This is a genomic window from Pseudomonas antarctica (assembly GCF_900624995.1).
GTDB classification, from domain to species: domain Bacteria; phylum Pseudomonadota; class Gammaproteobacteria; order Pseudomonadales; family Pseudomonadaceae; genus Aquipseudomonas; species Aquipseudomonas antarctica.
On the sequence record NZ_UYXQ01000111.1, the window covers coordinates 1 to 13202 of the forward strand.

General features: G+C 59.0%; 9 protein-coding genes and 1 pseudogene. 3 read left to right on the plus strand and 7 right to left on the minus strand.

The genetic code is table 11. The annotated features are described in order from the left end of the window. The first annotated feature begins 692 nt into the window (after window positions 1-692). Both E0F99_RS25190 and E0F99_RS25195 read left to right on the plus strand, forming a co-directional pair. Window positions 693-1736, plus strand: coding sequence for a hypothetical protein (locus E0F99_RS25190; RefSeq protein WP_130908986.1), 1044 nt, complete (start codon window positions 693-695; stop codon window positions 1734-1736). Further along, window positions 1729-5082: a hypothetical protein gene (locus E0F99_RS25195; RefSeq protein WP_130908987.1), complete on the plus strand. Its 3354-nt coding sequence runs from the start codon at window positions 1729-1731 to the stop codon at window positions 5080-5082. Before E0F99_RS25190 ends, E0F99_RS25195 begins: the two co-directional genes overlap by 8 nt. 41 nt (window positions 5083-5123) lie before the next feature. On the opposite strand, the gene E0F99_RS25200 is transcribed toward E0F99_RS25195, so the two are convergent. The 7 genes from E0F99_RS25200 to E0F99_RS25230 all read right to left on the minus strand — a co-directional run bounded on the left by E0F99_RS25200 (window position 5124) and on the right by E0F99_RS25230 (window position 12596). Next, complete coding sequence (locus E0F99_RS25200; RefSeq protein WP_083358245.1) at window positions 5124-6269, minus strand: MalY/PatB family protein; 1146 nt, start codon at window positions 6267-6269, stop codon at window positions 5124-5126. 261 nt (window positions 6270-6530) lie between these two features. Continuing rightward, on the minus strand, window positions 6531-7607 hold the full coding sequence (locus E0F99_RS25205; protein ID WP_083358246.1) for a nucleoside hydrolase: 1077 nt from the start codon (window positions 7605-7607) through the stop codon (window positions 6531-6533). 28 nt (window positions 7608-7635) lie between these two features. Then, complete coding sequence (locus E0F99_RS25210) at window positions 7636-8946, minus strand: MFS transporter (protein WP_083358247.1); 1311 nt, start codon at window positions 8944-8946, stop codon at window positions 7636-7638. Window positions 8947-9180: 234 nt separating this feature from the next. Then, complete coding sequence (locus E0F99_RS25215) at window positions 9181-9813, minus strand: N-carbamoylsarcosine amidohydrolase (RefSeq protein ID WP_083358248.1); 633 nt, start codon at window positions 9811-9813, stop codon at window positions 9181-9183. An 88-nt stretch (window positions 9814-9901) separates the two neighbouring features. Next, window positions 9902-10654 (minus strand): maleate cis-trans isomerase family protein, encoded by a 753-nt coding sequence (locus E0F99_RS25220; protein WP_083358249.1) that lies wholly within the window; start codon window positions 10652-10654, stop codon window positions 9902-9904. 14 nt (window positions 10655-10668) lie between these two features. Then, the gene (locus E0F99_RS25225; protein ID WP_083358250.1) at window positions 10669-11466 is read right to left on the minus strand and encodes an alpha/beta fold hydrolase; all 798 of its coding nucleotides are present in this window, start codon (window positions 11464-11466) and stop codon (window positions 10669-10671) included. Then, entirely contained in the window at window positions 11463-12596 is a 1134-nt protein-coding gene (locus E0F99_RS25230) for an FAD-dependent monooxygenase (protein WP_083358251.1), read from the minus strand. The genes E0F99_RS25225 and E0F99_RS25230 overlap by 4 nt, the downstream gene beginning before the upstream one ends. A 306-nt stretch (window positions 12597-12902) precedes the next feature. Between E0F99_RS25230 and E0F99_RS25235 the strand changes: the two are divergent. Beyond that, a pseudogene (locus tag E0F99_RS25235) lies at window positions 12903-13202 on the plus strand (2,5-dihydroxypyridine 5,6-dioxygenase); the annotation flags it as partial.

The window sequence follows — 13202 nt, forward strand, 5'->3', positions numbered from 1 at the left end:
TCTCCAGGGTTTCCTGGGTGCGGCGCGGCAGGTCGAGCAGGCTGCCTTTCAATACGCCTTTGAGCAGGCCGAACAGGTTTTTGGTGGCCAGCGCCTTATTCTCGTCGGAGATCTTGCTCGGGTTCGAGAGAATTGCAGTGAGGTCGGTGGTCAAGCCTTCGGCCTCGCGTTGCTGGCTGCTTCGGGGTCCGCGGCGTGGCGTCTTTGGCGGCCAGCTCATAGCCCTGTTGCTGACTGGCATCTAGGCCTGATGGGGTTTTGTCCTGAGCCTCGACCTTTTTGTCAGCGCTGTTTTTGAGCAACACATGAAAAGCCGTGCCCGACTTGGATGGCGTACGGGGAAGGATTTTGGGATCGGTTGAGCGATCAAGGGGCTGGGTCGCCATGCCATTGAACTCCTGCTGTTGCCGGTGGTACGGATAGGCAGAAACAGTAACAGCAGGCCCTGTGAGCGTGTTGCGAAACGTTGTGAATTGAAGCTGGGAGCGGGTTAGTTATTGCGACTAACTAACTTATGGCCATATGCCGAGACAAAAAAACAACCGCAGTACGGAACTCATTGTTTGCACGCAACTCAGCGCGCTGGCAGATAAGTCTGATGGTTGTTAGTTGGGCTTGTTCGTATGTTGGTACGTCTAAGGAGCCATAACTACAAGGATGACGGGCCTATATACTTAACTCTGGAAGCATTTATGCAGTTATCTTCGTCGCTCGCTACGCCATTGTCGATTCAGGTGCCCGCCGAGAGCACGTCCGTGGTGCACAATGATCAACAAAATGTAACCGTGAACCGTCGGCCGCGCAGGGCTACGTCAAACGTCGCCAAGCGAGATCGATCGGCACTTCCTGCTATTATAAAAGATGTTGATGTACCGCTTTATTTTATACAAACAATGAGCGATACCAAAGTGGGTCCCGGTCGTAACGCGTTCATGAAAGGCTATAACACGCCCTCCGCGGTCGCGCTGCCAGGCTATTATGCGCATATGGGCGAGACCTCACTGATGAGGCTGGCACTCAGTCAGCAAATCACCCCCGAGCAGCTGGGGGCACTCTACCGTTTGAGTGAACAGCGTCTTATAAATGATGCTCACAATGACGCAAGGGTATTTACGAAAGTCCTCACGGACAGCGGTACGAAAGTAACGCCAATGCCTCAGGGTTATTATATTGCGGTGATCAACCGACTGAACGAAGGGGACTGTGCGGGGATTACTCATATTCTGTCGTTGGCCGCCGCAGAGGGCAAACATCAGGTTTTTCTCGGTAACATCTACCAGGCGCTGGCTCACCCTGATGAGCCTGAGTCCCAGGCGTTCTTTCATAAATTGGCCCAGGTACAGAGCCTCACGAGTACGGCGGCTATAGCGCATGATCGTGCGACCGTGACACTGGCGCCCTATACCACCATTGCGCCGCGACTCACCACGTCGGCTACCACCAAAACATTGCTGATCAGCGCAGACGGGCATCGACTGTCAGCCGGTGTGATCGTGGGCGCCAATGGCGATCGAACCTATTACTACAACGACCCGAATATTGGGTTTGCGGCTTTTTCTTCCAAGGCCGCGTTCGAGAAAGGCCTGAAGAAAATATTTACCGGCCCGCATTTGAAGCATATGCATGACCCCATTAATCAAAGTGCTACCGACCCTAGATACTTAATCAGTGTGTTCAATCCAGACCACCTCCCCGACATCGCCCCCCACGGTCAACGATATAAGGTTTATGTATGACGCGCCGCTGAGCGGGCTCGACAATATCAAGGTGATTGATGCCACGCGTGTGCCTACGCCGCAGCGCTTTCATCTTCTAGCGCCCGCTCCTGTCGGTGCCCCGCTGGCCGATTACGAAGAAGTCTCGGGGCGCTTGGAGAGACTGCATGCGTCTAAAGGCATGTCGCAGTTTCATCACGCCACCGCCGTACTACAGTCAGTCCGACAATTTCTAAATAACCACCCAGGTTCCGCACTGTTATCGCCATTTAAGGACCTGGAGCAAACCTTGATCAACCTGATCAATGAGGCGGCTGCGCCGATTGACTATCCCTATTCCTTCGAGCGTATAGAGCAACAACGTGCCTATTTGGCCGAGGACAAAGTCGGTGCAGTGATCACTTTGCAGACCGAGGTCGTGCAGGACACAGACGTACACTTAACCGGTCATGCCAATCTCGACGTGAGTCACTATAAACTCGTGACCCGCGCCGTGGAGGCGGCGCTGTTGAAACTTCAGCAAAGCGATCCGCAAACCGAGAAGGCGGTGGGCCCGGAGATCAACGTGACGATTGCCAATAAAGGTGATCAGCCGGAAACACAGCTGCGTCTCACCAACCCGCCCACGCTGATTATCGGTGACGACTTTTTCGCCCCTGTGTCTACGGGCGGCGAAACCGTCGCGGATCGCATGGGTCATCAGGCGCAGCTCAATGGCGATGACGCTGCGGCGCATAAGCAAGCCGCATTGCTCGCGGGTAAGTTTGGGGTACTGGGTTATTACAAAACGGACGCCAAAGAATTCCTCGAGATGGCCAGCAACACGAGTGGGCTTCGCGAAGACGGCCCGCCTCTCAGCAAGCGCGCCAACAGAAGTGCACTGGACTTTATTACGGAAGCCTTCACCGCACGTCTCTACGATGGGAAACTTGACGGTCAAGCCGATGCCACCTTAAACGATCTTTTCTCTGCGACCGGTCGTGCCTCGCGTACCGCGGCTGTACCGAGTCCAGCACCCAGCCCGCTACCCAGCACAGGTGGGGTGACCGCGACCCCGCTGCTGGCGCCCATTAACGAGGTTGAAATCAAGCGCCTGCAACAGCTGGATGATGCCAGTGCTCCGATTCAGCTCGGCGAAGAAAAGCTCAGTCGTGTCGAGCTGTATAAAATGGGCTTCAGTCTTGATGGCCAGTCGATCGAAAGCCCGCTCGCGGGTGATGCGAATGGCCATAAGTTAGCCGGTGCGATGCACCTTGATTATCGGCGGTTTGAGGCGTTTCTCCGGTCGGGTGACAGTGACGTCATTGAGCGCGCGACGCTGGTGCTCACGCAGATCGCCTCCGCTCGCGACCCCGCCGCTTCACCAATGACCAGCAGGCGTGACGGCGGGACCATTCCTGACAGCCTGAACACCTCCATTCGGGACACCTCGCGACACGCTGCGGCACTACGCCAATGGGTGAGCAGCAACAAACCGTTACCCACCGGTTTTTTCGCCCCGCAGGCAGCGGGTAAACCGGGGGCATCTCATTCGGCAGGCCTTGGGTTTCAGGCCTTCAGTACGTTTCAGGGGCTGCGCACTGCCATTGAGAGTATCCAGCGTGGCGACACGACGGCGGGCGCCATAGGGCTTGGTGCGGTGGCGGCGGATTACGCGAGCATGGGCATGGAGATTGGCTTGAACAAGGTTGCGCAGCAAGTCATTAGCCGTCAGGCGCCAGCTATCGCAGGCTTCAAGGCCAGCAGCATGGGCAAGATGATCGGCAAGGCCGCTGGCGGAGCCGGGTTGGTGTTCAGCCTGCCTTTCGATACGTACACCGCTGTCGACTCACTCCAAAAAGCCGGTAACAGTACCGGCAAAGAAGCCCAGGACCACTACGTCAATGGGGCTTTCGCCGTTGCGAATGCCTACACCTCCATTGCCTTGGGCGCCGCCTTCATGGCGGGTGCCAGTGCAGCCGGGCCGGCGGGGATAATCGTGGCGGGGACATTGATGGCCGCACAAGCGATTTACTCGGCGGTGCGTACCGTTGAGGACATTGAAAAGTACACATCGCTTACAGGCCAGCAGAAATTCAGCCTCGGCCTGCAGTCTTTCCTTGGGGATGAGCCGGGGTTCCCTATCCTGAAACCCTATTTGGAAGCGAAATATTCCGAGGCGTATGAGGCGCAGAGCAGGGAGCGCCACGCGGCATTCCTGAATGGCGCGGGCAAAGAGCATTTTGAGCGCGTGGTGTTCGGTTCTGCCGACATCAAGGCCACGCAGAGACTGGGGAAAGTTGGGCTGGTAACTTCACGCTGGTGGTCACCCATTACGTGGATATTGCATGAGATCAAAATACCTGGCCTGGTGCCTGCTGTCAGTGTCAAAGGCGGTAACGATCATACGTCCGGGACTTTAAATTCATGGAACGGCAAGCCGGTTAACGCGGTGGAAGGCGTGCCGGGTGAGCACAAGGCAACGCTCTGGGACATGGGCGATGGCGATGACTGGGTGGAAGGTGTGAAACACAAACCCAATTACTTCCTATTGGGGGGAGGCAAAAAGGGCGTTAACGGTGGAGAGGCCGACGATAAGGTGGTGCTCAGCGCAGATGCGCGCCAGACGCTTGAACAGGCGCAACAGGTCGCGCAAACCGAAGACGCAGGCTTTAGCCCGCGGCAAACCTCACTCAATGGCGGCGGGGGCAGTAACACACTGATGTTTTCCGGTCCTTTAAGCACCTCTTTCAAGGCCGCCGGACAGGATAAAACCGCCCGATATGCTGGGCATGTCATCAACTTCACTGCGCACACGATTTCGGTGAAAACCGAAGATTCGAATACGCAAGGCATCAAAAAAATCGCGCATTTCCAGCAGTTTTCTAATGCAGCCACAGTGCCGGACGGCGAGAGCCTTATCCATGGCGATAGCCAGAACAACCTGTTCACCCTCAATGGTCATAAAGATGTGGTGTTCACCGGCCAAGGCGCGAACGTTATCGTGATCAACGGCGGCGCCACTGTCACTGGAGAGGGCGGTTTCAATACGTATTTGATAAACAAAGACTACAGAACAGTGAGCATCAATGATCCTGCTGACAGTGTGGTCCGGTTGGACTACAGCGCCGCGCAGGTTTCTGATTGGGGCGTGACGCCTGAGGGGGATTTAGTCGTAACACTGGGCGGCGATACACCTCAGATGCGGCGATTGCTGAGGATCAAGAAGGCCTATCCCGATGACGCGGCAGACGACAAAGCACGGCCGACATTCATCACCAACGATGGCGTATTGATGACGATCAACGCACCCCGCCAGGCGGGATCATCCCTTCGTATTCCGCAGGTGAGCCGCATGAAGGTCGAGGCTGGCAAGCCCCAGGCCTAAGGCATGAGAGCGGGCTGGCACCAAGAAGGTGCCGGCCCATTTCAGCGGTTTTGCAGGCTGCGCTCCATACGTTGCAAACCTTCTTCCAGCATTGCGCGTGGGCAGCCGAAGTTCAGGCGCACGTATTGCTGGCTGTCATCCCCGAACTCGATCCCCGCACTCAAGCCAACCTTGGCCTGTTCCAGGAAAAACTGCTGTGGGTCATCCAGACCCAGAGCGCTGCAATCGAGCCACGCCAAGAACGTGCCCTGAGGGGCTTGCATCACCACCCCGGGCAAACGGGTTTGCACGGCATTGAGCAGGTAGTCTCGGTTGGCCTGCAGGTACTGCACCAACGCCTCCAGCCACTCGCCGCATTGGCTGTAGGCGGCGCGGGTGGCTTCCAGGCCCAGCGGGCTGACGCTGTCGACCATGCCGCAGCGCGCATTATTGAAGCGCTCGCGCACCTCGGCGTTTTGCACCACGGCGAAACAGGTCTTCAAGCCGGCCACGTTGTAGGCCTTGCTCGCCGACATCAGGGTGATGGTGCGCTGGGCAATTTCCGCGCTGAGGGTGGCGGTGGGAATGTGGCGACGGCCGTCGAAGCACAGTTGCGCATGGATTTCGTCGCTGATGATCAGTGCGCCGTTTTGCAGGCAGGCGTTGGCGATGGCCAGCAGTTCTTCACGCGGGAAGACTTTGCCGATGGGGTTGTGTGGGTTGCTCAGCAGCAGTGCACCGGCGCCGGTCAGTGCCTGGCGCATGGCGGGCAGTGGCGTGAGGTATTCACCGTCAACCCACTCGAACGGCACTTCGATACGCGGCAGGTTCCAATGGCCTGGCGCCAGGCGAATCGGGCGGTAGTTGGGGGTTTGCAGCACCACCGGCTGGCCGGGCTTTACGAACGCGTGCAGTGCCATGTTGAAGCCGGGTTCGACGCCGGGCAAAAACAGCAGTTCTTCAGGCGCTACGCGCCAGGCGTACTTGGCCCATAGGTCGGCGACGATGGCTTCGCGCACGTCGGGTCCGGCCACGCTATAGCCAAGGATTTGCTGGTCCAGGCGAGCATGCAGCGCTTGCAGCACGGCAGGTGGCGCGGCGATATCCATGTCGGCGATCCACATCGGCAAGACGTCTTGCGGGTAACGGTTCCACTTGGTGCTGCCGGTGCCGAGGCGGGGGTGGATCGTGTCGAAATCAAAGCTCATGGGGGGCTCGTATCAGGTAGGCGGGCGCAAGAATGGCGCTGATTCTAGCGCCATTATTTTTATAGGCCAGAGCTGATTGCGTCCGTCGGCTGCCAGTGTGCTTGCTTCACGGCGCGAGTGAGCGCTTCTGCACCGCGCACCACGGCGCTCACGTAGACGAAATCGACCGTCATCGGTGATGTGGGCGCACCCAGTCGCGCGGGGTTGCCGCAGCGGGATAAGTGAAGATCGCTCCCACGCAAGGTGGGAGCGATCAACCGGTCAGTGGTTGACCGGTGTCGGCAGCGTCACAAGGCTGACGTAACCGTCCCAGAACTGCTTCTGATCGACGCCAAACACCACGTTGGCTTTCTGCGTGCCAACCGGCGCGCCTTTCTTGTAGCCCAGCGCACGGCCATAGTCGGCGCCGAAGGTGGCGTCTACATCTACCCACACATCGCGGGACTCAGTGACGATCTGCGGGTTGACCAAAAACAGCGCCGGCAGGCTGTCCCAGGTGAAGCTGTGGTAGCTGGGGTCTTTGTCGAACAGCGGCCCGAATTCGTGCTTGTACAGATCGGCAATCGCGCCTTTGTGCGCAATCACGCGCTGGTATACCGACTTGTCGAAGGTGACTTTCTCGCACACATCATTCGGGAAAATCACGTGCTCGATCGGCGAGCGCAACACGATCTTCGCCGCCTCCGGGTCGAACCACCAGTTGAATTCTGCCGCCGGTGTGGTATTGCCCGGGATCTCCAGGGCGCCGCCCATGTAGACGATGCGCTTGATCAGCGGCACGATGTCCGGCGCCGAGCGAATCGCCAGGGCGACGTTGGTCAGCGGGCCGACGGCGAGAATGGTCACCTGATGCGGGTTGGCGCGCACGCTTTGCACGATGAACTGCGCGGCGGTTTCGCTGCGCACTTTGGTGTGAGTCGCCAGGCCATCCGGTGGCGCGACCAGCTGTGAGGGCGAGGTAGGACGCGGGTGTTTGAACGCGCCCGGCCAGCCCGAGCCAAACAATGATTTCTCTGCCTCGTAGGTGGCGTAGTCATGCAGCAGCGGGTAGGCGGCGCCCGAGTAGACGCCCACCTCCTTCTCCACGCCCATGCGTTCAACGGCCTTGAGGGCGTCGACCTGTTCCTGGTCGACCCAGGCATTGCCGCTGACCAGGGTCATGCCCAGCAGCTCGATGCGTTTTTGCGCATGCAACTGGGCGAGCATGATAAAGGCCTGGCCATCATCGTTGAGCACATTGAAGTCCGTGTCGAAGATGACTTTTTCAGCCGCTTGCGCGGTGCCGGTACACAGGCTTATCGCGACCAGCAGCGCACAGCGTTTGAGAAAACCTTGCATGGTGATTCATCCGCAAAAATTGTTGTTGTTAACGGTTCACCAGTTTCGCCGGCAAGGCGATGACCAGGAAGCTGCTGAGGATCAGGCAGCAGGCGAAAAACCACAAGGCACCCGCGCTGCTGCCGGTGACGTCGATCGCAACGCCCATCAGCGAGTTGCTCACCAGGCCCGCGATATTCGCCAGCGAGCACGCCAGGGCAAACCCGGTGGCCGCTGCAGTGCCCTTGAGGAAGGTCGCCGGCAGGCTGAAAAACACCGGCACGGCGCCGATGATCGCGGCCGAGGCAATTGCGAACAAGGCGACGGTGGCCGCTACGTTATGGGTGAAGAAGGTGCTGCTGGCCATCGCCGCCGCACCGATGAAAAACGGCACGATGATGTGCCAGCGGCGTTCACGGTGTTTGTCTGAACTGGCGCCGATCAGCAGCATGCCCAACAGTGCGGCGACGCTTGGCAGCGCGGTCAGCACGCCGATATGGAAGGTGTCGGTAACCCCGGCGTTGCGGATGAACGTCGGCATCCAGAAGCCCATGGCGTAGGCGCTGAGCAGGATCGAGAAATCGATACCGCCGAGCATCCACACTTTGAGATTGAAGAAACCGTCGCGAAAGCTGTGCTTGCTGCCGGTGGCATCAGCCTCGTCCTTACGCAGTTCACGTTCGAGCAAGGCTTTTTCGTCGTCCGACAGCCATTTGGCTTGCTGGAACGTATTGGGCAGCGCCCAAAAGGTCAGCACGCCGAGCAATACGCTCGGCACCGCTTCGATCAGGAACAGCCATTGCCAGCCGCGCAGGCCACCCATGTTGTCGAAGTGGCCCATGATCCAGCCGGACAACGGCCCGCCGATCACACTGGACAGCGGCAGGCCGATCATGAACAGCGCGATGATGCGCCCGCGTCGATGCGTGGGGAACCAAGTCGTCAGGTAATACAATACGCCTGGCAGAAACCCCGCTTCGGCGGCGCCGAGCAGAAAGCGCAGAATATAGAACTGGGTGGTGGAGGTGACCAGCATGGTGCAGGCCGAGAGCAGGCCCCAGGTGATCATGATGCGTGCGATCCAGACCTTTGCGCCGACCCGCTCCAGTACCAGGTTGCTGGGTACTTCGAAGATGATGTAACCGACGAAGAACAAGCCGGCGCCAAGGCCGAACGCGGTTTCGCTGAAGTGCAGTTGGTCAAGCATCTGCAGTTTGGCGAAGCCGATGTTGATGCGGTCCAGATAAGCAGCCAGATAGCAGAAACACAGGAATGGAATCAGCTTCCAGGTGATCTTGTGGTAGAGCGTGGTGATGGGGTCGGCGACCGTGGTCGCGGGCGCTGCATTCGCAATGGGCATTTGGGTGTCTCCTGGCGGTGACTTATGGTTTTTATACGGCCGCTGTTGTTCCAGCACTTTGGAGTGCTGAAGAAGCGACTTCCAAAGGCAGTGTCAGAAGGCTGAGGGGGCCCTGCTGGAGGTGATCAAGTGTGGCAGCGAGCAAGCCCGCGCCTCTATTCGATTGCATTCCAACGTGGGAGACGCTCAGTTTTTTTCCGGACCACGCTCTTTGTCGTGGTTCCTGGTGAATCGTTATTGCTCCCTGAACGTGCGCATCGCCTCGCGCTTGCTCACCACGTCGCCGTACTTGCTATCGATATCGAACAAGTTGGCTTCATGGGGCGCCGGGTGTCGATCGCCGACGCATTCACGCACGACAATGGTCCGAAACCCGTGTTGCACCGCATCCACCGCGGTGGCACGAATGCAGCCGCTGGTGGAACAGCCGGCCAGCACCACGGTGTCGATGCCTTGGGCGTGCAGCATTGGGGCCAAACTGCTGCCAAAAAACGCACTGGCGTACTGCTTGGTGATCACCACTTCATCGTCCTGGGGCAGTACCTCGACGCAGAACGCCGCGAGCGGGTTGCCTTCGACCATGTCCTTCATCACCGGGGCTTTCTTGACCCAGATTCCGCCGTCGGCGAAATGACCGGGATGGTAACGGATATTCGTATGTACCACGGTAATCCCGTGGCGCCTGGCACAGGCCAGCAGGTCAACGCTTTCACTCACGGCAATTCTCACTTCAGGCGCATACAGTGGCGCGCCTTCAGTGGTGTAGCCCTGCATGAAGTCGATCATCAGCAGGGCAGATTTTTTGCCGAAGCCGATACGGTTGCCCCAGACGCCTTGGTAGTTGGCGTCGGCGGATTGGTCGCTCATTCTTTTTCACCCCTAAAATTTTGGACACCGCACTGACCCTGTGGCAAACCCGCTCGCCACAGGAAGCCCGCCAGCCACAAAAACACGTTCAGTAAGCGCCGGAAAGCAAGGCGCCGGCACCGGGAACGATAGGTTCCAGGTCCAAGGCCTTGAGCATGGCGTAGGTGGTGGCAATGGCGGCGGTGAGCACCGGTTTGCCGGTTTGCGCCTCGACCTTGGCCACCACCGGCAGCGACTGCATCTGCACGCAGGCCGACAGCACGATCACATCGACGCCGTCCAGGTTCATGCCGGCGACGATGGCCGGCAGGTTGGCCGGATCGTGGCGTGCCACTTCGAGGTTGTCGGGGATCTCCAGGGCACGCCAGTCCACCACCTCAAAGCCTTCTTCGCGGATGTAATTGACCACCAGTTCGGTCAGCGGCTTCATGTACGGCGCGACGATGGCGATGCGCTTGGCGCCCATGATGTGAAGGCCTTCGATCAGTGCGCCGGCGCTGGTGATCACCGGCGCGTTGGCGTCGTTGTCTGCAGTGGCTTTGCGCAGGCGCTGTTCGGCGTTGCGGTGATAACCCAGCCCCATGGCCATAATCGCCACCAGGCAGGCGTAACCCAGTACGTCGACCTTGGCGTCGGACAGCTCGACCGCGCAACGGTCGGACTCGCCGTCCATCGCCGCCAGTTCTTCCTTGCGCACTTGCTTCATGCGCATGCGGCTGGAGTGAAAGGTGAAGCGCTCGGGGCGGATCGCCTGGCGCGCGGTGAGCATCGCCGGGATCTCGGTTTCCATGGTGGTGTTGGAACTCGGCACGATCTGGCCGATGCGGTAAGGCTTGTGCATGGTGGTCTCCATGATTATTTTTGCAGGAAGTCGCCGAGGGCGTCGAAGAACCCTTCGAGGTCATCCCAAGGAATCATGTGCCCGGCGTTGGGCACTCGGGCGACCTGGATGCCGGGCTGCAGGTCCTGGATTTCGGCGACGTCTTCATCGAGGATCACACCGCCACGCCCGGCGACTAGCAACAGGGCAGGGGCCTTGAGGTGGGGCAGGTCCTGGTGGAAGTCGACGTCGTGGAAATCATTGAAGGCGCGCACGATGGCGGGCTCAAAGCAGGTGTGCAGCCATTCGGCGCGCAGTTGCAGTTGTTCTTGCGTCCAGGTAGCGCAGAAGACGCGCATCGCCTCAGCGTCCATGCTGACCAATGACTGGCGGATCGAGTCGATGTACCACGGCAGTGTGCTCGGGTACTCGCGGCGGCCGGGGCCGGACACCGGCGGGTCGATCAGCACCACGCGGCTAACACCTTGCGGATGTTTGACGGCGCTGCGCACCGCAAAACGCGCGCCCATCGAGTGGCCAACCAGATGGTAGTTGGCCAGGTTCAGCGCATCGGCAAACGCACCTATGTCATCGCTGCAGGTGTCGGCGCTGTAATCCAGTTCGGGGCCTGTGGACGACAAGCCGCGCCCTCGTACATCCAGCACGTAAGTGTCGAATTGCGCGCCAAGGCGTTCGGCCACAAAACCCCAGGTAATCGCCGGGCTGGTGATGCCTGGGATCAGGATCAGCGCCGGGCCTTTGCCGCCATAGCGCAGGTAATGCTGGCGAATGCCATTGGCCTGGACGTTGCCGCCATACAGAAAGGTGCTCATGCGGCCGCCCCCGATTTCAGTGGCTGGGCATACAGGTCGTAGCCATATACCCAGTCCGGATCTTCCTGGGTGCGCAGCCACGTGTTGGCGTTAGAGACCGCCTGCACACGCGAGGCGCGTTCCTTGCGGTTAGCTTCGTAGAGCTGGAATGCGGTGCGGTAGTCGCTGATCCCGGTTTCCTGCAAGCAGCGGGTCAGCATCGCGGCATCTTCGATGGCCATGCCGGCGCCCTGGGCCATGTGCGGTTTCATTGGGTGGCACGCATCGCCGAGCAACACCAGACGACCACGGCTCCACAGCGGCAACGGGTTGCGGTTGCGCAGCGGCCATTTGGTCACGCTGTCGGTGGACTCGATCAGCGCCTGCACGGTGGGGTGGCAGCCCTTGAACGCGTCGAACATCTCCTCGCGGCTGCTGTCGACGAACGCGCCCTGGAAGTCCCATTCGGGATGCGGCACGCCGGTCACGTAGTAGTACTCGTCACGTTTGCCGGTGGTGTAATACACCATCATGTGGCGGTCCTCGGTCCACCATTTGATGCAGTCTTCGAACGTGAGGTCGTACTTGGCCAACTGATCGCCACGGATCAGCGCACGGTGGGCGACCCAGCCGCTGTACAGCGGTTTTTCCACGCCCAGCAGTTCTTCTCGAATCTTCGAGTTGATGCCGTCGGCGCCGATCACGATGTCGGCGTAAGTCACCTCACCGTCGGCGAAGGTCAGGCGCACTTGAGTGTCGGTTTCTTCAAGGGTTTCCAGACGCTTGTTGAAGTGCAGGGTACCGGGCTTGAGGGTCGACATCTGCAGCGCGTGCAGGTCGCCGCGGTGCACCGTGATGTAAGACGCGCCGTAACCGGTGAGCGGAATGCGTGAGAGGTAATCGCCGGTTTCGCCGCAACGGCTGAACCAGTGTTCGGGGTGCGAGCCCATCAGGTCCAACTGCTTTTCGATGCCCATGCGGCGGAAGATTTTCATGATGTTGGGGCCCATGTGGATCCCCGCGCCCAACCGGGAAAACTCCGGCGCTTGCTCGTAAACGTCTACGTCAAAACCGGCTTGCTGCAACAGAGTGGCTGCGGCGGCACCGCCAAGGCCGGCACCGACAATGGCGATTTTCTGTGTGCTTCCCATGGGGCGTGATCCTCTCTTTTTTGATTTTCGGCGGCGTCTTTGTGCAAGATTTTTAAAGTGTATACGCTCATTTTTTAAAATGGGAAGCCTGCATTTGAAAAATTGTTTTTTGAGCGAAATTATCATCTGTAACGCATTTATGCCTTTATCTGTTGGGTTTGTTTCGTATGGTAACGTTTTGGCGCGCCACTTGCAGTCCGTCTTCAATTCAGGTCTTATCGCTATTAACTGGCGTATACGCTATAAAAATGCACTAGAGTGAAGCGCAGTGCTTGAACGTGGTGCAGCCCCACAGGAGACAGGAAAATGCCGGTAAGCGATTGCGAACTGACCCAGATGTTTGAACATGTGCTGAAGCTGTCGAAGGTCGACCCGACCCAGAGTGTCGCCGTGCTCAAGAGCCATTACTCCGACCCGCGCACCGTGCGCGCCGCGATGGATGCGGCGCAGCGCCTGGGGGCCAAGGTGTACGCGGTGGAGTTGCCATCGTTCAATAATCCGCACGCGATGGGAAACGACATGACCGCCTACTGCGGCGACACTGAGTTGACCGGCAATATCGCCGCGCAACGCGCGCTGGAAGCGGCTGACCTGATTGTCGACACG